Source organism: Corynebacterium sp. HMSC064E08 (genome assembly GCF_001811805.1).
Taxonomy (GTDB): Bacteria; Actinomycetota; Actinomycetes; order Mycobacteriales; family Mycobacteriaceae; genus Corynebacterium; species Corynebacterium jeikeium_D.
This window is the reverse complement of the sequence record NZ_KV806703.1, coordinates 160,518-182,036: the sequence shown is the minus strand read 5'-3', so window position 1 is coordinate 182,036 and position 21,519 is coordinate 160,518. Positions and strand designations below refer to the sequence as shown.

Here is a 21,519-nt window from a genome sequence, read left to right as displayed (position 1 = left end):
AGAAAGGACATTTCCCCAGGCCACAGCACATATTGAGTTGTCTGAGCGCGAGGACACGACCCACTATGGGCCTCCCCGCGTAACCCCTTCGTCTAAAAATCGGCTATGGTGTCTTACAGGAATTAACGCAATAAGACATAAGTGGGTCGGCCGTATCCCCGTGCCGCCCCACGGATTACACAAGGGGGTCAGGCCATGGGTCGCGGCCGTGCGAAAGCAAAGCAGGCGAAGGTTGCCCGTCAGCTCAAGTACGATTCACCAGAAATGGATTTGGAACGTCTGCAGCGGGAACTCGTCGGCAAGTCGAACGAGTCCGATCGAGACGACTATTACTCTGACTGGGAGGAATGGGCCTCAGGCGCTGGTCGCGACAGCTAGCGCAAGCTAACCGCTGTCGTATTTTCCGCAAAGCGTTTCTATTTCAATAAAACAAGCACCCACCAACGATTCCGTTGGTGGGTGCTTGCTTTTGCTTAGTCGACTGCGATTATGTTCGGCCGTTTATGCTCGGCCGCAGCGGATCAATCCGAGTTACTGACTGCGTTTATGACAAAAATCGCCCAAAAAACGGCTCGAAAGTGTCATAAACTCATACAGTTTCACATTTGCAGCCCGTGGTTTTCTGGGATCTCCGTTGTGCAACCCGCATCCCGGCCGCCCGTCGCAGTAAACCGACGGCCGGCCGACGCTTAAAAGCGCGGGTGGCTGCCGCGCAAAACAGCCCCGTCCTCGCCAGCCTCGCTCTTGCGGACAGTACCCAGCTCCCAAGCGTTGATGTGGCGGGCAGTCAGCAGAGCCAGGGCACGATCGCGGTCCTCTGCAGAAACAATCGCAACCATGCCAACACCCATGTTGAAGGTCTTCTCCATCTCCTCGCGGGAGACGTTGCCGAGCTCAGCAATGGTCTTGAAAATCGGACCCGGGGTCCAAGTTGCGCGGCTCATGTCGGCGGTCAGGCCTTCCGGCATGATGCGAACCATGTTGCCAGCCAATCCACCACCGGTGACGTGGCAGAAAGTGCGGACCTCGGCCTCGTTCATGAGAGCCAGGCAGTCCTTCGCATAAATCTTGGTTGGCTCCAGCAGCTCCTCACCGAGGGTGCGCCCGAAGTCCTCGACATAACCGTCGAGCTCCAGACCGGCCTTCTCCAGGAGAACGTAGCGAGCCAGCGAGTAGCCATTGGAGTGAAGTCCAGAGGACTCCATGGCGATAATGACATCGCCCTCACGCACGCGGTCCGGGCCGAGAAGCTTGTCCTCTTCCACGACACCGACGCCGGTAGCGGAGACATCGTACTCGCCCGGTTCCATCACACCCGGGTGCTCTGCAGTCTCGCCACCAAGGAGGGCGCAACCCGCCTGGACGCAACCCTCGGCGATGCCGGAAACGATCTCGGCGACGTGCTCCGGCACGACCTTGCCAATTGCAATGTAGTCCTGCAGGAACAGCGGCTCGGCGCCGCACACAACCAGGTCATCGACGACCATGGCGACCAGGTCCAGGCCAATGGTGTCGTGCTTGCCGACGGCCTGCGCCACGGCCAACTTGGTTCCCACACCATCGGAGGATGCGGCCAGCAGCGGCTTTTCGTAGTTGCCCAGTGCAAACAGGCCGGCAAAACCACCGAGCCCGCCACGGACCTCTGGGCGAGTGGCCTTCTTGGCAATCGGGGCGAATAGTTCAACGGCGCGGTCGCCGGCTTCGATGTCGACACCGGCTGCAGCGTAGGAAGCACCAGAAACGTTCTCGGTCATTAGAGGCTCTCGCTTTAAACTTTCTCCCCCGGGCGGCGTTACTGCCGTATCCGGGAGTATTGGCGGACCGGGAACAAAGCAACGGCTGCAATCCACAGCACCGCTTGCGCTTCGTTCTCGGTTCAGTTCTCGTAGTTCATTCTAAGGAGGTTTCGAGGCTAATTGCTCGTTGCGGCTTTGGCAGCCTGGGCTGCCTGCATCCTCTCCACAGCTGCCGCATTCGGATTGCCCTCCGGCAGCCCCAGCGGGTACTTGCCATCGAAGCACGCACAACAGACTTCGGTCTTTGCCTGCTCGGAAGCGGCGACCATGCCATCGATGGAGACAAATCCCAGGCTGTCGGCACCAATCGCGGTTGCGATACCGGCGACGATGTCATTCTCATCGACACCGTTGGCCAGCAGCTCGCCCGGAGAGGCGAAGTCAATGCCGTAGAAGCACGGCCATTTCACCGGCGGTGCGGCGATGCGCACGTGCACTTCCTTTGCACCGGCCTCACGCAGCATGCGGATCAGTGCGCGCTGGGTGTTGCCGCGGACGATGGAGTCATCGACCACAACCAAGCGCTTACCGGCGATAACTTCCTTCAGCGGGTTCAACTTCAGTCGGATGCCCAGCTGACGAATCGTCTGCGAAGGCTGAATGAAGGTACGCCCCACGTAGCCGTTTTTGGTCAGCCCCTGTCCAAACGGGATGCCCGATTCCTGAGCGTAGCCAACAGCGGCCGGGGTACCGGATTCCGGCACTGGCATCACCAGGTCACCGTCAGCCGGGAACTCGCGGGCCAACTGGCGACCCAGCTCAAGACGCACCGCGTTGACGGAGCGACCACGGATGTTGGAGTCCGGGCGGGCCAGGTAGACGTACTCAAAAATGCATCCAGCGTGGGTGGTCTCGGCAAAACGCTGCGAACGCACACCGGAAGCATCAATGGTCACCATCTCGCCTGGCTCGATCTCGCGAACGAACGATGCACCGACGATATCCAGCGCGCAAGTCTCGGATGCGACTACCCAGCCACCGGACAGGCGCCCCAGGCACAGCGGGCGCACACCGTATGGGTCACGCGCGGCGTACAGCGTCTCGCCATCGGTGAAAGTAAGACAGAAAGCACCCTTCAAACGCGGCAGCAGTGCCATCGCGGCCGCTTCTACATTGGTGCTGCAGCCGTAATCTTCGGGGTGGTCAATCTTGCCGGTTTCGTCGGCAAGCAAAGTGGTCATGATTGCGGAGTCACTGGGCAGCTCGCCCTCTTCACGCAGTAAACCCTTGTCGACCGCCTCATGGAACAGCGTGAGGTGGTTGGTCAGGTTGCCGTTGTGCCCCAGCGCGATGTCCGTGCCGTCAGAGGCCATCTGGAACATCGGCTGTGCATTCTCCCACGCAGGAGCGCCGGCGGTGGTGTAGCGCGTGTGCCCCACCGCTACGTGCCCCTTCAGAGCGTCGAGCGTCTGCTCATCAAAAACTTGGGAAACAAGGCCCAGGTCCTTGAATACGAGAATTTGGTCGCCGTCGCCGACTGCGATACCGGCGGCTTCCTGGCCGCGATGCTGCAGGGCAAACAGGCCATAGTAGGTGAGTTTGGACACGTCTTCGCCAGGTGCCCAAACGCCAAAAACGCCACATTCTTCGCGCGGGGATGTCTCCCCCAGATCGTCGTAAGGCGAAATTGGCAAAAGTTTGGACTTTGGTGCACCTGAAATGTTGGTATCGGCCACGACATTCACACTAATAGCCCCACCCGCCTAGGCACCAATTCAACATCCCCCCACGGGCTTTAAGAAATGCGCGCCACCGGCAGATGATTCCCAATTTCCGCCGCGCGCGTGCCCGACATATTGATGTGCGCCTGCACCTGCTCTAACGTGATCATTCCGCACGCGAGCCCCAGCCAAATCTCCGGCGACATCTCCACGACATTGGGCGGCGTACCGCGCGTGTGTCTGGGCCCCTCAATGCACTGGACCGCGACGAAGGGCGGCACGCGCACCTCGACGCTATGCCCCGGAGCCTCTTGGGCGAGCATCCGCACGGACAGACGTACCGCTTTGGCAAGGCCCGCACGGCTTAACGACGACCCCTGCGCCCCATCCGGCCCGATGAAGGAGGCAGCCTCTTGGTCAGATAGCAATTCGCGACCGAGAAGCCGTTGCGCCGCCCAGGGTGCGGCGGTGGAAAGAGCGCTGCGAACGTCGAAAGGCGAGATTTTGGATACCATAACCTCATCCTAGAGTTATGCTTTCATATATGGATACGCAGTCAACTGAAAAAGCTGAACAGGTGCATGCTCCAGCGTCACCATCTCTTGTACTCCGTTTTATGGCGTCGCCGACCGATGTCATTATGGCCGGAACCAATTCCGTCCACGGCGGCCGTGTGTTGCAGTGGATTGACAAGGCCGCTTACGCCTGCGCGACCGGCTGGTCGGGACGCTACTGCGTGACTGCGTACTTCGGTCACATTCACTTCACTCGCCCGATTCCCAGTGGCCACATTGTTGAGGTGCGCTCCAAGATTGCGCATACCGGTCGCAGTTCCATGCACATCGTCAATGAGGTGCTCTCGGCTGATCCGCGCGAGGGCAAGTTCACCCGCGCAGCTGACTGCCTGGTGATCTTCGTGGCCATGGATGAAAACGGTAAGTCGACTCCGGTGCCGAAGTGGGTGCCGCAAACGGAGGAAGAGGAGCGCGTTGAGAAGGCCGCTCTTTCCCGTTTTGAGCTTCGCCGCGACATCGAGGCCAGCATGCGCGCGCAGACCTACTCCGCGGACTCTTCCGCACCCGAACTGACCACTCGTTTCCTGGCAAAGCCGACCGATGTTAACTGGGGCGGAAACGTCCACGGCGGCACCGCCATGGAGTGGATTGACGAGGCTGCGACGGCAGTTACCACCAACTGGGCAGGTCGCCAGACCATTTCTGTCTACGCAGGTGGTATTCGCTTCTACAGCCCAATCCACATTGGCGACCTGGTTGAGGTGCGCGCACGCATCCTGCGTACAGGCACGACCTCGATGCATCTGTCGGTGCAGGTCTACTGCTGTGAGCCCCGCAAGGGTGTCGGCGGCCTGCGCAAGGCACTGCATTCGACCATGACTTATGTCGCAATTGATGACGATTTCAACCCGCAGCCGGTACCGCACTTCCAGCCGACGACGGATGAGGACAAGCGCCTGCACGCTCACGATCTGTCACTGAAGGCGTTGCGTGACAAGTACAGCCCACTGCCGCTGATTGAGCGCGAACAGGACTAAGCCGCCTGGCCGCCCGGCTTCCTGTTTTTCCACCAGATGGATAGGAACATCCAGCCAATCAGCGCGAAGGTGATGTAGGTGACGTACCGGTCAATCGTCTGCAGGGAGCCCTGGATGCTTGGGCCAAACTTCAGGCCCAAGTACAGGTAGAAGCACTTGAGCATTGCGGCACAGAGGAAGAGGTACACGCCTACTACCCAGCCGCGCACCTTCGCAATACCACCGATGGCCACGACAATCGTGGCCGGAATCGGCGAGAATGGCACAAACGATGCCAGCACACTCAGCCCGATGCGTTCATAGATGAAGTTCTCCATCTTCTTAAACCATCGCGGTGGGTGTCCGCCGAAACTCATCGTGATGAATTCCGTGCCCCACTTCTTGCCCATCCAGTAGAAGAACGGCATGAATTTGATTGTCGACAGCGCCGCAATCACTACAACAGCGAAGAGGAAGAGCGGCCGGTCCTCGTTTTCCGACGCGAGAATCAGCACCGACAGATTCGATCCTGTCAGCCATGTGTGCAAGAACGTGTACTTGAGCAGCAAGACCGCACGGAACGGGATGATTGCAAAGCCGTACACGGCAACCAGCATCAGCGATGCATAGAGAAGCTTGTCTATTTTGTCCGGCTCACGCAGGAAGCTCGGCAGATCCTCACGAGGGTCGTGCTCGGCCTCGTTACGCATGTCGGGGGAAGTCATGAACCACAGTTTAACTGCACGCCCTCTTCCGCAGCAGGAGCCGCAGACTAGGCCATTACGTACGGCCTCAGACGCACTCGCCAAGGACGAGCGCAGCGCCGCCTACTATCCTGGGAAGATATGACCACCGATTCACCCGCGCCTGTGCCCGCACAGCAGCCTCATGCAGCACGGTCTGAGTCTTCCTCACCATCGCTTGACGACGGCCAGGAGAACGCATCCTCACCGAGCATGCTGCAACGTGTTCGCGCCGCTATCCCGCCTGTGTCCATCCTGGTACTGACGGCGGTATTCCTCTTCGCCGGGTGGTTCACGCTCTTCGGTCCTATCAATGTTCTGGCGTGGCGTGGTGGCACGTTCCCCCGCACCGAGGCAGACCGCCCTTACTATCAGCAGGCTCTGAAGGATGTTGCGCGTTATCAGTACGAGGAGCAGCCCTCCCCTGAGGTTTACTTCGGCCTGGCGTGTGGCGCTACTGATGACGACATCCGCAGCGTTATCCCCAAGGTCGGCGAGCACCCGAATTCAGACGCAGACCCAACTGCTGATGCAGATGCCGTCGCCGCCGCTGCTGCCACCAGGCCGGGTTCTGCACCCACAGCTGCGAACGAGACTTCGAAACTGAATCCAAACCTTGATGCATTTGGCAATACTGTCGACTGCTCCGGTTCCTGGACTGCGCCATTCTTGTCATTCCTGCTCGCGTCCGCGGGTGTTCCGGTCTTTGATACGCCCGAGGATTCGGCTGCCGCAACCGAGAACCCATGGCTGGTTACGGATGTCGAACAGCTCATGGATGCCTACAAGGCACATGATGCTTTCGTCACCGACAAGGACTTCTCTCCTCAGGTGGGTGACATTATTTTCTACCGCTACCCCGCAGGCATTGGGGTGCACGCCAACATGGTTGTTGCGGTTCAGGGTGACTGGGTCACCATCGGTGGCGATGAGCTTGGCAAGGTCGGTCTAGCTAGCATGACCCTGCGCAACCGAGGTGGCATCGTGGGCTACGGTGCCACGGGCTACTTCGAGCGGGCACCGCTGGACGCCACCAAATAGCCAAGTTTAAATAGGCAAGTTTTCCTCGATGAGGTCGCGCAGAGTGTCGTCGTCAGGCGAGACCTTGGAGCGGAAACGGCCGATGACTTCACCCTCGGGCGAGACAACGAACTTTTCGAAGTTCCACTTCACATCCCCAGCCTCGCCGTCGGCGTCCGGGGTTTCCTTAAGCAGCTTGTACAGTGGGTGCGCGCCATCGCCGTTGACCTCCGTCTTTTGGAAGAGCGGGAAGGTAACACCGAATTCGCGCTGGCAGAACTGCTTGATTTCCTCGGCGTTGCCGGGCTCTTGCCCACCGAACTGATTGCAGGGGAAGCCGAGGACGAAGAAGCCGCGGGGTGCGAATTCGTCGAAAAGTCCTTGCAGATCGTCGTACTGATCCGTGAAACCGCACTCCGAGGCGGTGTTGACGATAAGCAGAACGTGGCCTGCCCAGTCGTTCATCGTTGCTTCGTTGCCGTCGATGGTGGTCACTGGGATGTCGAAGAGATTGCTCATAAACCCCACACTAGGGCAGTCCCACGATTGCCGTCAGAGGTGGCGACTAGCCGACCTGCTCCATGCCTTCAAAGAGCTCGCGGCCCAGTGGCACCGAAGAGTGGTTGACCGGCTGCGCACCCCCATCGACCGCCTGGTCAATGATGCCGACAACATCCTGGCGCAGCTTGTGCTCCCGCAGTTTCGAAGCGTTGACGGAGATGCGCACCGCGCGGCCCTTCTCCAGCGAGCGCTGCACCGAGGAGCGCACCGCACGGCGCCACCAACCGGCGCCGCCGAAGCCTTCGCCGATAGCCAGCACGCGAGTCGGATCAACAGCACCAGTGGTCAGGTCGCGGACACCATTTCGGTCCGCTGCCACTCGGAAGCCCAGCTCCGGCAGCACGTTCATGGTCTCTGGCGACATGGTCCACTTCGGCGGTGCAAAGACGTCCGTCTCAAAACCCATCGCACGCATCTGGCGCGTTGCGGCGGTCAGGCGCAAACGCGCTTCATGTTCGCTTAACGACGCAAATTCCGCGCCCCGACCTCGAACTGACTGATCGAACCCCGCGAGAACAATCTCGATGCCGTCATCGCTACGACGGCGGAGCCAATCCAGCACCGCCGGAGCTTCCCGCAACGACCAGTTTTTACCCGCATGCGGCGCTACCAGCAGAGACGGTGTAATACCGCGCTGTTCCATCGCTGCCACGAAACGAGCGACGTCGAGCAACGTGCCATCGCGCAAACCCGACACCGACACCAAAAGCGGCGAACCGACCACACCACCGTCAACAGTTACGAGCTCTTTGCCGGCTGGACGAATGACCTGGTCGGTCGTCCGAATCTGTTCTTGCACCCCACTGCCTGCCATGGATTCAACAAAAACAGGCGTATGTAAATTTTTGGTAACGGAGAGGACAAGGCTTGGAGAATACTCAGAAGCCTTTCAAGTAAGAGTTCAAAAAGCGCCATCGCAGGGCATCAATTCGCGTCTGCAGCGCGGATTATCCCCAATGCACAACCTCATCGAGCGCCAGTCCCTTGCGCCAACCGAACTTCTCCAAGTCACGCTCCTCGGCCAGGTGCGTTACTGGACCAATGCACAGCCAGGCCACCGGGCGCACGGGTGCCTCGACACCGACAAAGTCAGCCAGGAAATCCTCATGGTAGAAACTGACCCAGCCGACGCCGAGCCCCTCTGCCGTAGCAGCCAGCCACAGATTCTGAATAGCCAGCGCGACTGACATGAGGCCGGTGTCATCGACGGTGTCGCGGCCGAGAATGTTCTTGCCGCCACGGGTCGGGTCATAGGTGACGACGATGCCCGTTCCCGAGTCCACAATTCCTTCAATCTGAATCGGATTGAAGGTCTCACGCCGCTCGCCTTCGAGCTTGGCCGCGAATTCAGCGCGGCGTCCGGCTACGTGGTCGGCAAACTGCCGCAGGCGGTCCGGGCTCTGAATGATATGAAAGTCCCATGGTTGGGACAGCCCCACCGATGGGGCGGCGTGGGCCGCCGCCAACACGCGCATCAATCGCTCCCTGTCCACCACTTCTCCGGCGAATTCGCGGCGCACATCCCGCCGCCGAAAAAGGGTGTGGTAGACGGCCAACTGATCGTCGGAAAGCGAATCGGTGTCAAAACCCTGCGCTGCCAGCAGCGTGCGCATATCCATGCCGTTACTCCACCGCACCAGCAGTGTGGACAATCCAGGCGTACTCGAAGGCAGTCTGACGCCAACGTTCGTAACGACCGGAAACACCACCATGACCAGCGGACATCTCGGTCTTGAGCAGGAACTGCCCCGGCTGACCTCCGACAACCTCGCGCAGCTTGGCAATCCACTTTGCCGGCTCCACATAGAGCACGCGAGTGTCGTTCAAACTAGTAATCGCGAGAATCTTCGGGTACTTCGCATCGGCCGAGATGTTCTCGTACGGCGCGTAGGAGGCCATGTAGTCGTAGACCTCCGGGTCGTGGTAGGGATCGCCCCACTCATCCCACTCCACCACGGTCAGCGGCAGCTCTGGCATCAGCATGGATGTCAGGCAGTCGACAAACGGGACCACGGCCTGAATGCCCGCGAACCTATCGCCAGCAATGTTCGCGACCACGCCCATCAGCATGCCGCCCGCCGAACCGCCGAGTGCTACCAGCTGCTCGCGTGTGGTCCACCCAGAATCCAGCAGGTAGTCAGCGACGGCGACGAAGTCAGTGAATGTGTTCTTCTTCGTGGTTGCGCGACCGTTCTCCCACCAGCCGCGGCCCATTTCGCCACCACCGCGGACGTGTGCAATGACAAAAATCATCCCACGATCCAGCAGCGACAGTCGCGCGATGGAAAAGCCAGGATCCATCGAGGCTTCATAGGAACCGTAGCCGTAGAGCAGCGTCGGATTCGGCTTGCTCAGGTCCAGGTCCGCGCGGTGGATAATCGATACCGGAATCTGGGCACCGTCGGCTGCACTCACCCATTCACGCTTGGCGACGTAATCACCGCGATTAAACTCCCCGCGAATCTTCTGCTCCTTGAGCAGCACCCGCTTGCCCGAGGCAATATCAATCTGCCAAAGCTGCGACGGTGTGGTGAAGGAGCCGTAAGCGTAGCGCAACACCGGGGTGTCCCATTCAGCGTTGCCGGTAGTGCCTGCAGAGTAGAGCTCTTCGTCGAAGTCGAGCTCGACGAAGTTCACAGCGGACGCTGGCACTGGAGCAGCAGCATCGCTTGTATCAGAGGCATCACCAGCGGAGCCAGCACCATCCTCATCCTGATCCAATACCGCCAGCGCCACACGACCAATTCCGCCGCGACGGTAACCAAACGCGATGTGCCCAGCGAAACAGTCGACGCCCTCAACGCGGACGTCATCGCGGTGCGGAACCAGCTCAGTGAGATCCGAAATGCTGTCGAAAGACCCCACCGGCACCATGGCCAGTGCGAAGTTCGAGCCAGTCATATTGTGAGTAATCAGCCACATATCCCGGCCGCCAATGACGGCGTGATCGATGTCGTATTCAACACCGGCCTCGCGCGGACGCACGCAGGTGAACTCACCGGTCGGGTCACTGGCATCCAGGTACCAAACCTCGGAAGTAATCTTCGAGGAGCTCTCAATAATCAGGTACTTTTCGCTGCGTACCGTGCCGACTCCGACCCAGTAGGACTCATCGGGCTCATGGAAGACACAGACATCGTCCTCGGTGGAGGTGCCCACACGGTGACGCCACACGGAATCCGGCCGCCAGGCTTCGTCGACCTTCTGATAGAAGATCCACTCCGAGCCGACCCAGGTAGCACCTGCGGCGATGCCCGCAATTTCGTCGTCAAGCAGTTCGCCCGTGCGCAGATCCTTTACGCGCAACGTGTAGCGTTCGTCGCCTGTGACGTCGGTGGAATAGGCCAGCAGATTGCCGTCCGCGGAGACGCTCGCTGCGCCGAGGGCGAAGAAATCATGGCCTTCGGCCAGCTCGTTGGCATCCAGGATGACCTGTTCTCCTGGTGCCGGGGCATCGTCGGCGATGGTCGGCGGAGTCCACGCGGCAAGACCGTTACCGGCCTCCGCACGCACGCGACAGCTCATCCCGTAGGACTTACCCTCCTGCGTGCGCGAGTAGTACCACCAGCCATTAAGGCGAGTTGGGACCGACATATCGGTCTCCTGCACGCGCGACTTGATCTCCTTAAAAATCGCGTCCGCGGTGCCGTCAAGATCGGAGGTAAAAGCCTCCGTATAGGCATTTTCAGCCTCTAGGTAGTCGATAACCTCGGAGTTTTCCTTATCGCGGAGCCACTCGAAGTTATCGGTGAAGTCCCTTCCGTGGAAGGACCGAGTCACCGGCTTCCGTTGTGCACGGGGTGCGGGCAAATCCTTTTTAGCAGGCTTGCCGACGGATGCCGAGTCCAAGGTCACTTCGCTCACGCAGGTTCTCCAATCCAATCCGAGAAGCGGCGGCCCGACAGTCGTTCGTAGGCCTCGACGTACCGCTCGCGAGTTGCTTCCACAACACTACCCGGCAGCGCTGGCGGCGGAGTGCCCTCGTCCTTCTTCCAGCCGGACTTGGAGCAGGTCAGCCAGTTTCGAACGTACTGCTTGTCGAAGCTCGGGTTAACCGAACCCTCCTGGTAGGAGTCGGCTGGCCAGTAGCGGGAGGAGTCCGGGGTGAGAACCTCGTCGGCCAGCACCAGATTGCCGTCGGAGTCGAGACCGAACTCGAACTTGGTGTCGGCCAGGATGATGCCGCGCTCAGCAGCCAGTTCAGCAGCCTGGGTGTAGATACGCAGGGTGGCATCGCGCAGCTCTTCGGCGCGCTTCTGCCCCAGGGACTCCACAACGGCGTCGAAAGAGACATTCTCGTCGTGCTCGCCCAGCTCAGCCTTGGTGGCCGGGGTGAAAATCGGTTCCGGCAACTTGGAGCCCTCGACGAGGCCCTCTGGCAGCTCAATGCCACAGACAGTGCCGTTTTCCTTGTACTCGACCAGGCCAGAGCCTGTCAGGTAGCCACGTGCGACGCACTCGAATGGCAGCATGTCCAGCTTCTTGCACACCAGCGCACGACCTAGGCACTCCTCCGGAATGCGCTCATCGTCAGCCGGGCCAGCCATGTGGTTCGGGAAGTCAATCTCATCGAAGAAGAACACGCTCATCGCGGTGAGCACTCGACCCTTGTCAGGAATCGGGGTCTCCAGAATGTGGTCGAAGGCAGAAATACGGTCACTGACCACAAGCAGCAGAGTCTCAGGGTCAATCTCGTAGATTTCCCGGACCTTGCCCGCGGAAAGATGGTTATACGAGGAAAGTTCAGGTCGCATGGCGATAAAGTCTAAACCCCTATACGCCTTTGCACTCTATTGATACCTCCGGCCGCCACCCCAACTAGTGGGGATTGACGCAATTACCGTCGTCAAGCGGGAAAACTTTTGAGATTCCGGAGTGCTGCCCATCGAATTTTTCACAGGTGGACGACGGTGTTTACCCCTCACCTCCCCCGCTCGGTAGATGACTGGACAAAAATATTTCTAAAAACGTGACAGAAAACACCGATACCAGTATTGTCTAAATTTAGTAATTCACGTCACACTTCAAGGATTTTGAAGGGAACAATCACATGGCAGCTCAGGCCAACAATAACTCTCTGCGCCGCGCAGTCGTCGTCGGTGGTAACCGCATTCCGTTCGCTCGTTCTAATAAGGAATACGCTAACGAGTCGAACCAGGACATGCTGACCGCCGCAATCGACGGTCTCGTCGCCCGCTTCGGTATCGGCGGCGAGCGCCTCGGCGCAGTCTCCGCCGGCGCTGTGCTGAAGCACTCCCGTGACTTTAACCTCACCCGTGAGTGTGTCCTCGGCTCCGCACTGGCGCCGGACACCCCGGCTTTCGACATTCAGATGGCATGTGCCACCGGCATGGAAGCCCTCAACTCTGTCTCCAACATGATCAAGCTGGGCCAGATTGACTCCGCCATCGCCGGTGGCGTGGACACCACCTCCGACGCTCCGATTGCTGTCAACGACCGTCTGCGCAAGATCCTGCTGGAGGCCAGCCGCCAGAAGTCCACTCTGGACATGGCAAAGGTCTTCCTGAAGGCTCGTCCGTCCGACCTGGCTCCAGACACTCCGTCGACCGGCGAGCCACGCACTGGCCTGTCCATGGGTGAGCACCAGGCAATCACCACCGCCAAATGGGGCGTCACCCGCGCTGAGCAGGACGAGCTCGCCGCCGCTTCCCACCAGAACATGGCAAACGCTTACGACGAGGGCTTTTTCACTGACCTCGTCACCCCATACAAGGGCGTTTCCCGCGACACCAACATGCGCCCGGACTCCACCCCGGAGAAGCTGGCCAAGCTCAAGCCAGTCTTCGGCCGCGGCCTGGAAGCAGAGCCGACCATGACCGCCGGTAACTCCACTCCGCTTACCGACGGCGCCTCCGCCGTCCTCGTCTCCACCCCGGAGTGGGCCGCTGAGCGCGGTCTGCCGGTGCTTGCCGACGTCGTCGATTCCGAGGCAGCCGCAGTCGACTTCGTCCACGGCGACGAGGGCCTGCTGATGGCTCCGGCTTACGCCACCCCGCGCCTGCTGGCCCGCAACGGCTGGACCTTCGACGACTTCGATTTCTTCGAGATCCACGAGGCCTTCGCCGGCACTGTCCTGTCCACCATGAAGGCATGGGAGGACGAGGAGTTCTGCCGCACCAAGCTTGGACTGGAAGGCCCGCTGGGCTCCATCCCGCGCGAGAAGCTCAACGTCAAGGGCTCTTCCCTGGCAGCCGGCCACCCATTCGCCGCTACCGGCGGCCGCATTGTGGCAGCCCTCGCCAAGATGCTGCGTCAGAAGGCAGACGAGACCGGCAAGACCACTCGCGGCCTGATCTCCGTTTGTGCTGCAGGCGGCCAGGGTGTTGTCGCAGTTCTCGAGGCTCGCGTCTAAAAGCGCACCACCGATAAAGACACTTTTACTTTCAAGGAGAATTTTCCATGACCGATAAGTACCAGGAACTCGTCAACGGTGGTCCGCTCACTGGACTGGCTAAGGCCGCTGGCCTGCCGCAGCCACCGTTCCTGCGCCGCCACAAGCCGGGCGGTCCGCTTCTGAACAACGACAAGGTGCTCGTCACCGGCGAGGGTGCAGATGCGGACGCGGTTGCAGCTCAGCTGGCCGAGTGGGGCCTGCAGGTCCGTCGTGGCACCGCCGCTGACGACAAGATTGGTGCCATTGTCCTCGTCGCCACCGAGGCCAAGCGTCCGGCAGAGCTGCAGGGCCCAGTGCTCGCTGCTGCAAAGCACATGCGCAAGCTGGACAAGGGTGGCCGCATCGTCACCGTCTCCCGCGCCAAGGATGCTCACCACAACGCAACCCCGGCCGAGGTCGCTGAGAACGCTGTCGCCGGTGGTATCGAGGGCCTGATTCGCTCCCTCGGCCACGAGGTTCGTGGCGGCTCAACCGCCAACGGCATCCTCGTTGCTCCGGGTGTCTCAGTCACCGCACCGTCCGTGATTTCCTCCCTGCACTTCTTCCTCTCCGGCCGCTCGGCCTTCATCGACGGCCAGTTCCTCCGCGTCACCTCCGACGCTGGCGAGATCCCGTCCGACTGGGATAAGCCGCTGGCTGGCAAGGTTGCCGCTGTCACCGGTTCCGCCCGTGGTATCGGTGCCGCTATCGCTCGCCAGCTCAAGGCTGACGGCGCAGAGGTCATCGTCATCGACGTTCCACAGGCTGGCGAGGCTCTGTCCAAGGTTGCCAACGAGCTCGGTGGCCTGGCTCTGCAGCAGGACATCACTGCCGACGACGCCGGCAACGCCATTGCCGATGCCGCTGTAGCCCGCTACGGTCGCCTGGACATCGTCATCCACAACGCAGGCATCACCCGCGACAAGATGTTCGCCAACATGGACGAAGCCAAGTGGGGCTCGGTCATCGCCGTCAACATCGAGTCTCAGCTGAAGATGAACGAGCAGCTGCTGAACCACAAGGCCTTCGAGAAGGCTCCGCGTATTGCCACCATGGCTTCCACCTCCGGTATCGCAGGTAACCGCGGTCAGACCAACTACGCCACCTCCAAGGCCGGTGTTATCGCAATGGTCGAGGCTTACGCTGAGGAGTTCGCTAAGCGCGGCGGCAACATCAACGCTGTTGCTCCGGGCTTCATCGAGACCGACATGACCGCTGCTATTCCGTTCGTCAACCGCCAGGTTGCTCGACGCGTGAACTCGCTGCAGCAGGGTGGCCAACCGGGCGATGTCGCCCAGGCAATCGCCTTCCTGGTCTCCGACCGCGCTCTCGGTGTCAATGGCCACGTCCTGCGCGTCTGTGGTCAGAACATCGTCGGTGCCTAAGCGAAGTCGCGGCTTCCGCATAGGCTCCCGATAAGGAGGAAAGAGGAAAACTTATGGCTAAGACCCTGGATGCCATTCCCAATCTGGTTCCGCTCTACGCCAAGGCAGCTGCTGGTTCGGCGAAGAAACGCCCGAACTCCACCGAAATCAAGGTCGATGAACTAGTGGTCAAGGGCGTCACTGTCGATGCCGACCGTGACCAGGACTTCCGCGACGTCGTTGGCGCCCCGAAGTCTGAACAGGCTTTCTTCGGCCACATCCACGCCCTCATCATGCCCATCCAGATGGAGCTAATGGCTGCGGATGATTTCCCGCTGCCGATGATGGGCCTGGTCCACACCGAGAACACTTACCGCGAAATCTCGCCTGTCACGCTCGGTGGCAAGGTTGATATTTCGGTGAAGGTTGCCGCATTCCGCGCTCACCGCTCGGGCACTGAGGTTGTTCTGGAATCGACTGTTACATCGTCCACCTCCGGCGCCACCTTGGTCGAGGAGCAGTCGGTGTACCTGGCCAAGGGCGTTCGACTGAAGGATGCTGAGGACTTCGAAGAGGTCCAAGCACAGCGTGAGGCCATCAAGTCCGGCGCCGAGACCGTCAAGCGCGAGCAGTTCAAGGTCCCTTTCCCCACTGCTCAGTGGAAGCTGGCTGGCAACACCGGCCGCAAGTGGGCCAAGGTTTCCGGTGACTGGAACCCGATTCACATCACCTCTGTCTCCGCGAAGGCTCTGGGCATGCCGGCAGCGATTGCACACGGCATGTACACCGCCTCCCGCGCGCTGGCTGAGGCACAGGTTCTGCCGGGTCAGTCGTACGAGTTCCAGATCTCCTTCGGTGTGCCGGTCGTTCTGCCGACCACCATCAACGTCGCACTCACCCACACCGGTGACGGTGCAGGTGCTGCTCACAACCTGACTGAGGGCAGCTCCAACATCGGCCGTGCAGTCAACATCGTCGCGTGGGATCGCAAGAAGAAGCGTCCGCACTTCACCGGAAGTGTTCGCCCGCTGAAGTAGTTGATGCGAAAGCGCTGTAGAAAACGCCGCGTTTTGGAAAACCAGTCTCCTCATTGACTGGGCCTTTCCAAAACGCGGCGTTTTCGTCGTTCCAGTTGTGCTTTCCCGAGGGCACGTCTGGCATGCCCAGCCCCCGCCGCCGAGATCCCCCAGAGAGACACCGCTTCCTCCTCCCCCCCCCACCGGCAACCCCGCCACTTTCCCGCCTTGATAGTCAGCTGCTGGATTTTTCCGCCGTTAATGCAGAGTCGCGGCTTTACTTCGCAGTTGCGTGACTAAGCGCTTTTCAACCGCATGTAAGCAACGCCTTGTTGACATCCCATTCACTCCTCTATTCTATGTTCAATCGATTGAACATAGGAGGTAATCGAGTGTCTTCATCATCGAAGACGCCGCTGACTTTCACGGAACTCCCACCGGAGGAGTCACCCCGAATCGTGTACTTCTCCAGTGCTTCTGAAAACACTCACCGGTTCGTCCAAAAGCTGGCTCAACCAGCAGCACGCATCCCTTTACATCCGCGAAAAGACGGAATGATTCGCGTTCGCAGCCCATTTGTCCTGATCACACCGACTTATGGCGGCGGATGTCGGCGCCGCGCGGTGCCTAAGCAAGTCATCGCTTTTCTCAACGACGAAACCAACAGGAGTTTCATCCGCGGTGTCATCACCTCGGGCAACACAAATTTCGGCACCGACTTTTGCATAGCCGGAGCCATCATTTCTGCAAAATGCCAGGTTCCGGAGCTATACCACTACGAGCTACTGGGGACAGACCACGATGTGGAAAACGTCAAAGAGGGCCTGGAAAAATTCTGGAGGAGCGCTACTTCTTGAACATCTACAGCTATTCAACTACGCCACCGTCTTTTCGAAAGGACCCAGCTGCCCGCCTTCGGCCGATCAACTGGAACCGAGTGCAAGATGACAAAGATCTCGAAGTGTGGAATCGCCTAACAGCAAATTTTTGGCTGCCCGAAAAAGTTCCGCTGTCCAATGACCTTGCAGACTGGCGACGTCTCACCGATCTAGAACGCGAGCTGACCATGAAGGTCTTCACCGGACTGACCATGCTCGACACAGTCCAGGCGTCTGTCGGGGAGATTTCCCAAATTCAAGATGCCCGCACCGAACATGAAGAGGCCGTCTACACGAATATCGCTTTCATGCAAGCAGTGCATGCAAAGTCTTATTCTTCAGTATTTTCTACGCTATCCAATACCCCTGACATCGACGCTGCCTACCAATGGGCAGTCGCCAATGACATCCTGCAGGCTCGGTCAAAAGCTGTGCTCAAACACTATTACGGCGACGTTCCACTCAAGCGAAAGGCGGCAGCAACGCTTCTTTCGTCCTTCTCGCTCTACGCCGGCTTCTACCTCCCGCTGCACTTCGCATCACGTGGCATCCTGACCAATACCGCCGACATGGTGCGCCTGATTCTGCGTGACAAAGCTGTTCACGGCTATTACTCCGGCTACAAATTCCAGCGAGGCGTAGAAACCTACGACACCGCCACGCAAACGCAGATGAAGGCTTTCGTCTTCGAACTTCTCGATGATCTATACCAGCTCGAACTGAGGTACTCCGAAGCCCTATACCAACCACTCGGGCTCTACGACGACGTTGCCAACTTCATTCGATACAACGCCAACAAAGCGCTCATGAACTTGGGATACCCGCAGCGGTTTAACCATGAAGAGACCGCCTTCAAGCCCGAAATTCTCGCCGCCCTCACCCCGGGGTCAGATGAAAACCACGACTTTTTCTCCGGTTCCGGCTCCGCATATGTCATCGGAAAAGCCGAAGACACCGCAGATGAAGACTGGGATTTCTAAATCCACGTCTTTCCCCATACATCCTAAGAAAGGAACATTCGCATGACTGCACAGATTTCTATCCTGGTAGGAAGCTTGCGTCGAGCCTCCTATGCACGAAAGATTGCACTCAAGGCAGCCACGTACTTCCCCGATGACTTCAAAGTCGACATCGTCGAGATTCGTGACCTCCCTCTCTACAACTTCGACTACGACGACCCCGCAGTGTCCGATATTGCGACTCCCGCGGAATACACCAGTTTCCGGGAAACCATTAAAGCCAGCGATGGCATCCTATTTGTCACCCCAGAAAACAACCGCACAATTCCTGCAGCTCTGAAGAATGCCGTTGACATCGGATCTAAGCCCAACGGTGATGTGGCATGGAAGAACCTGCCCGCGGGAATTATCAGCCACTCCGTCGGCCGTATGGGAGGTTATAGCTCTCAGAAGAACTTGCGACTCGCGCTGTCGTACTTCGACATGCCGATGCTCGGTCAGCCAGAGGTCTTCCTGGGACAATCGCCAACACTCATTGACGAACAAGGAGAATTCACGTCGTCAAGCACTGAGGACTTTGTTCGCGACTACATCAACAGATTTGCAGACCTAGTTCGAGAGCAGAGCCCACGCCACTAACTGAAATCCCCTAATCAGCGCAGCGTTACTGGGTATATCGCCGTATGAAGATTCTTCACTGACTAGGATCAAACGCTGCGTTCTCTGCACGGCTAGGCGCTCGTCGTTAGGCTCATTTTCATGACTGTTTCTATCTCGGCCGTGATCGCGCTTAACGACGACCCCCGCGCCGCTGCGCGGTTTTACGCCGAAGGTTTTCACTCCAACATCAAGCCCAACTCCACCACGCTCACCATCGGCGGGATGGACTTCGAACTCATTGAGAACGGGAACCGCCGATTAACCCCCGCTGTGTCTTTTATGGTGCGATTTGCCCCTGGTCAGGAAAACCAGCTACGCAGACTGTGGGAGCATCTGATGGCGGGTGATGAAACCATCAGCGGTGGTGCTACGCTCATGCCCCTGACCAGCTACGATTTCTCGCCGCTCTTTGGCTGGTTGGTCGACGGCAATGGGGTCAACTGGCAACTGATGATTGATTCCTTAACCAGCGGGGCTGCAAGCACGGATGCTGCCGCAAAGACAGCGAATCCCGCCGTTATTCCCTACTTCATGTGGACAGGCGACGAACCACAGGCTGCCGCCGCCACCGAGGTATACAACCGGCTTTTCGGGTCAGGGAATTTCATGACGCTCGACTCGCCGGGCATGCACAATTTCACCTTCGGCGACGGTGTGGCGATGCGCCTCTCCAGCGATTCTGCCGAGGAGGTCGAAAGCGCCTGCCAAGCGCTTGGCCTAACAGGCGCTGAGGTTGCCGAGGGCACGGAAGCCGTCGTCAAGCCTGACCGATTCGGCGTGTACTGGACGCTCTAGCGTTACTTACGGGTCAACGCGATTGTCGCGCCGACGACGACGGCTAACAGAACTGCACCAATAGAGAACCACATCATGTTGGAAGAGCCGTCATCCTCATTTTCTTCGGGGGCCTTCGGATCCTGCTGGCTGCTGGTCGGGGTTTCGCTACTTGGCGACTTGTGCGCGACCTGTTCAAAAGCTGGGCCCGGGATCTTCTCGCCGACCAACTCCGTGGTCAGCTGGTAAGTCACCGGGACGTTTTGAACATCCGCGACATCGTGGGATTTACCGGCGCCCCAACTGTTGTTGAAGAAGACAACGATGTACTGGTCACCATCCAGCCACGCTCTTTCAGCCTCGTAATCACCCGACTTTTCACTATCTTCGCCGATTCGATTGCGGTAGTTAATCCGGGCCGAGTTACCAAATGTTGTCTCTTCGCCGATCTGGTGTTCATTTACCGGACGGTTTTCCTCGCTACCGGCGAGCTGGCGTGCCGAATTCAGCGTCTTGATATCCAGGCCGGAGATCTGTGCAAGCTTGTCCGCTTCTGGGGCGTCAATGAGTTTGACGGCGCCGCGGAGCTGCTGCCCATACTCGGACTTGATCTTGTACACGTGCGTCTCACCAGGAACAATGTCGGCCGTGACGCTGCTGATGTTGTCGGCAGTAAGTTCCGTGGCGTCATCGAACCACGAACCTGGGGTGACCTTCTTAGCCTGATCTGCTTCCGGTGTCGCGGGCGGAGGGTTCAAGCTCTCCTTGTCGGACGGGAACGCCTCCGGCACATCAGTCAGGTTTTCGTTGGCGAAACGCTTGATGGTTACTTCTGCAGGAATGTCCTGACCTTCGAAGGGGCCTCCTTTTCGGGCCACGGAGAACACCATATTGCCCGACTTACAGTCCCCCTCCGCTCCTCCGGGCTGCTTGGTTGTTATCGATGCGAAAAAGGGGCCATTGGAGTCGATGATGCCATTGCCGAAATCATTGGCAAGGAAGCAACTGCTGTCGTCCAAATGCATAGTGAGCGCGAAGTTGCGGACATCTAGGTCCATCAAAGTCGCGCCTGACGACGCTCCCGGCACCGTGGCCGCACTAATTGCAAGCCGCTCTCCCTCAGCAACCGGGACGGAGAAGTACTCAGCACCGTCGCCTTCCTGATTACCGAAGCTGCGCTCGGACTCAGGAGTCTTTTCCCGCAGCTTGGTCGAGAACGTTTCCACGTCGGCAGGCACCTGGGTAGCGCTCGTAGGAACGTCGCCGCCCTGTATCTCTTGCGCGCTGGACTGCGCGGTGCGTGCGGTGCGGGTCGCCAGCGTCTTCATGGACTCAGCCAGCGAATCGGAGTCCTGGGCGTCCAGGTACTCGCCGCCAGTGGCCTCAGCAATGCACTCCAGTTCAGCACGTGCGCCTGCATCAACGAGGAAACCAACTGTGTTGATGACCAGATCAATGCCCTGCTGCTTGAGTTCTTTTGCTACCTCGCACACCGGTGGCGGAGCACAGGTGTCCTCACCATCGGAGACCAACACAATCGAACGTTGCCCTTCTTTCGGCAACTCATCGGCCGCCTGGCGCAGCGCAGGCCCCATCGGAGTGTGGCCGGAGGCTTGGATCTTTCCTACTTCAGCAGGAATCTTCGCCGAGTTGCCAGCCTGCACGGGCAGCAGCGTGGTGATGTCCTGACAGCCAGCTTCCCGCTCCTCCGGCGAATTGCCGACTTCCGTGCCGTAGACCATGAACCCAATTTCGGAGTCCTCTGACACAGATCCCGCGAACTTACTCGTGGCAGTCTTCGCTGCCTCCATTCGGGTTTGGCCACCCGCGTCGTCGGCAAGCATTGACCCTGAAGCATCCAGGATCACCATGGTTGGCGAGATAGTACTCGCAGCCTCTTGCGCCTGTGCACGCCCTGCTGTGATTCCCGCAAAAGAGCCTACGAGCACCAGCAGCATGGAGATGGTGAGCACGACCGCCGAGAGTTGTTTTGTTCTGATCATGTGGTCGGTTCCTTTTCTTCAAGCGTAAATCTTCAAGCGTAAAAAGAACGTTACATGACAAAAGTATGTCTGATTCTCAAGATAATGACTGGGCAGACCCCAAAAATTACGGACGCCAAATATGATTACGGGCTGCAAATGTGAAACTGTATGAGTTTA

General features: G+C 59.1%; 20 protein-coding genes. 10 read left to right on the top strand and 10 right to left on the bottom strand.

The genetic code is table 11. The features are described from left to right. The first annotated feature begins 195 nt into the window (after positions 1–195). Entirely contained in the window at positions 196–378 is a 183-nt protein-coding gene (locus HMPREF2820_RS10425; RefSeq protein WP_005511943.1) for a DUF3073 domain-containing protein, read from the top strand. Between the two features lie 311 nt (positions 379–689). Here the strand turns inward: HMPREF2820_RS10425 and purM are convergent, their stop codons facing one another. From purM to HMPREF2820_RS10410, 3 genes are all read right to left on the bottom strand, one after another. Further along, positions 690–1,754 carry a phosphoribosylformylglycinamidine cyclo-ligase gene (purM, locus tag HMPREF2820_RS10420; RefSeq protein WP_016421389.1) on the bottom strand — a complete coding sequence of 355 codons (1,065 nt, stop codon included), beginning with the start codon at positions 1,752–1,754 and terminating at the stop codon, positions 690–692. A gap of 158 nt (positions 1,755–1,912) precedes the next feature. Beyond that, positions 1,913–3,481, bottom strand: coding sequence for an amidophosphoribosyltransferase (purF, locus tag HMPREF2820_RS10415; protein ID WP_016421390.1), 1,569 nt, complete (start codon positions 3,479–3,481; stop codon positions 1,913–1,915). A gap of 50 nt (positions 3,482–3,531) precedes the next feature. Further along, the gene (locus HMPREF2820_RS10410; RefSeq protein WP_070603968.1) at positions 3,532–3,972 is read right to left on the bottom strand and encodes a sterol carrier family protein; all 441 of its coding nucleotides are present in this window, start codon (positions 3,970–3,972) and stop codon (positions 3,532–3,534) included. 29 nt (positions 3,973–4,001) lie between these two features. Here HMPREF2820_RS10410 and HMPREF2820_RS10405 point away from each other — a divergent pair, with 29 nt between their 5' ends. Continuing rightward, positions 4,002–5,009, top strand: a complete 1,008-nt coding sequence (locus tag HMPREF2820_RS10405; protein WP_016421392.1) for an acyl-CoA thioesterase — start codon at positions 4,002–4,004, stop codon at positions 5,007–5,009. On the opposite strand, the gene HMPREF2820_RS10400 is transcribed toward HMPREF2820_RS10405, so the two are convergent. After that, a complete protein-coding gene (locus HMPREF2820_RS10400) occupies positions 5,006–5,713 on the bottom strand; it encodes a hypothetical protein (protein ID WP_016421393.1) in 708 nt (235 codons plus the stop codon). The genes HMPREF2820_RS10405 and HMPREF2820_RS10400 overlap by 4 nt on opposite strands. 120 nt (positions 5,714–5,833) lie before the next feature. On the opposite strand from HMPREF2820_RS10400, the gene HMPREF2820_RS10395 reads away from it, so the two are divergent. Next, a complete protein-coding gene (locus tag HMPREF2820_RS10395; RefSeq protein WP_246822270.1) occupies positions 5,834–6,772 on the top strand; it encodes a hypothetical protein in 939 nt (312 codons plus the stop codon). A gap of 6 nt (positions 6,773–6,778) precedes the next feature. On the opposite strand, the gene HMPREF2820_RS10390 is transcribed toward HMPREF2820_RS10395, so the two are convergent. The 5 genes from HMPREF2820_RS10390 to HMPREF2820_RS10370 all read right to left on the bottom strand — a co-directional run bounded on the left by HMPREF2820_RS10390 (position 6,779) and on the right by HMPREF2820_RS10370 (position 12,066). Next, positions 6,779–7,270, bottom strand: coding sequence for a glutathione peroxidase (locus HMPREF2820_RS10390; RefSeq protein WP_070603966.1), 492 nt, complete (start codon positions 7,268–7,270; stop codon positions 6,779–6,781). Positions 7,271–7,316: 46 nt separating this feature from the next. Further along, positions 7,317–8,126: a polysaccharide deacetylase family protein gene (locus HMPREF2820_RS10385; protein WP_222865562.1), complete on the bottom strand. Its 810-nt coding sequence runs from the start codon at positions 8,124–8,126 to the stop codon at positions 7,317–7,319. A gap of 133 nt (positions 8,127–8,259) precedes the next feature. Beyond that, positions 8,260–8,931: a 5,6-dimethylbenzimidazole synthase gene (gene bluB, locus HMPREF2820_RS10380; RefSeq protein ID WP_048732096.1), complete on the bottom strand. Its 672-nt coding sequence runs from the start codon at positions 8,929–8,931 to the stop codon at positions 8,260–8,262. A 4-nt stretch (positions 8,932–8,935) separates the two neighbouring features. After that, entirely contained in the window at positions 8,936–11,167 is a 2,232-nt protein-coding gene (locus tag HMPREF2820_RS10375) for a S9 family peptidase (protein WP_371456130.1), read from the bottom strand. Positions 11,168–11,172: 5 nt separating this feature from the next. Continuing rightward, the gene (locus tag HMPREF2820_RS10370; RefSeq protein ID WP_016421399.1) at positions 11,173–12,066 is read right to left on the bottom strand and encodes a phosphoribosylaminoimidazolesuccinocarboxamide synthase; all 894 of its coding nucleotides are present in this window, start codon (positions 12,064–12,066) and stop codon (positions 11,173–11,175) included. Between the two features lie 296 nt (positions 12,067–12,362). On the opposite strand from HMPREF2820_RS10370, the gene HMPREF2820_RS10365 reads away from it, so the two are divergent. From HMPREF2820_RS10365 to HMPREF2820_RS10335, 7 genes are all read left to right on the top strand, one after another. Then, positions 12,363–13,685: an acetyl-CoA C-acetyltransferase gene (locus tag HMPREF2820_RS10365; RefSeq protein ID WP_016421400.1), complete on the top strand. Its 1,323-nt coding sequence runs from the start codon at positions 12,363–12,365 to the stop codon at positions 13,683–13,685. A 47-nt stretch (positions 13,686–13,732) separates the two neighbouring features. Beyond that, the gene (locus HMPREF2820_RS10360; RefSeq protein ID WP_070603965.1) at positions 13,733–15,091 is read left to right on the top strand and encodes a 3-oxoacyl-ACP reductase; all 1,359 of its coding nucleotides are present in this window, start codon (positions 13,733–13,735) and stop codon (positions 15,089–15,091) included. 53 nt (positions 15,092–15,144) lie between these two features. Further along, positions 15,145–16,107, top strand: a complete 963-nt coding sequence (locus HMPREF2820_RS10355; protein WP_070603964.1) for a MaoC/PaaZ C-terminal domain-containing protein — start codon at positions 15,145–15,147, stop codon at positions 16,105–16,107. 371 nt (positions 16,108–16,478) lie between these two features. After that, complete coding sequence (gene nrdI / locus HMPREF2820_RS10350) at positions 16,479–16,943, top strand: class Ib ribonucleoside-diphosphate reductase assembly flavoprotein NrdI (protein ID WP_016421403.1); 465 nt, start codon at positions 16,479–16,481, stop codon at positions 16,941–16,943. Continuing rightward, positions 16,940–17,944 (top strand): class 1b ribonucleoside-diphosphate reductase subunit beta, encoded by a 1,005-nt coding sequence (gene nrdF, locus HMPREF2820_RS10345; RefSeq protein WP_080971523.1) that lies wholly within the window; start codon positions 16,940–16,942, stop codon positions 17,942–17,944. The genes nrdI and nrdF overlap by 4 nt, the downstream gene beginning before the upstream one ends. Before the next feature lie 42 nt (positions 17,945–17,986). Continuing rightward, on the top strand, positions 17,987–18,562 hold the full coding sequence (locus HMPREF2820_RS10340) for an NADPH-dependent FMN reductase (RefSeq protein ID WP_016421405.1): 576 nt from the start codon (positions 17,987–17,989) through the stop codon (positions 18,560–18,562). A gap of 120 nt (positions 18,563–18,682) precedes the next feature. Next, entirely contained in the window at positions 18,683–19,378 is a 696-nt protein-coding gene (locus HMPREF2820_RS10335; RefSeq protein WP_049173075.1) for a VOC family protein, read from the top strand. A 2-nt stretch (positions 19,379–19,380) separates the two neighbouring features. Here the strand turns inward: HMPREF2820_RS10335 and HMPREF2820_RS10330 are convergent, their stop codons facing one another. Then, positions 19,381–21,360 carry a vWA domain-containing protein gene (locus HMPREF2820_RS10330; protein ID WP_070438803.1) on the bottom strand — a complete coding sequence of 660 codons (1,980 nt, stop codon included), beginning with the start codon at positions 21,358–21,360 and terminating at the stop codon, positions 19,381–19,383. Between the last annotated feature and the right edge of the window lie 159 nt (positions 21,361–21,519).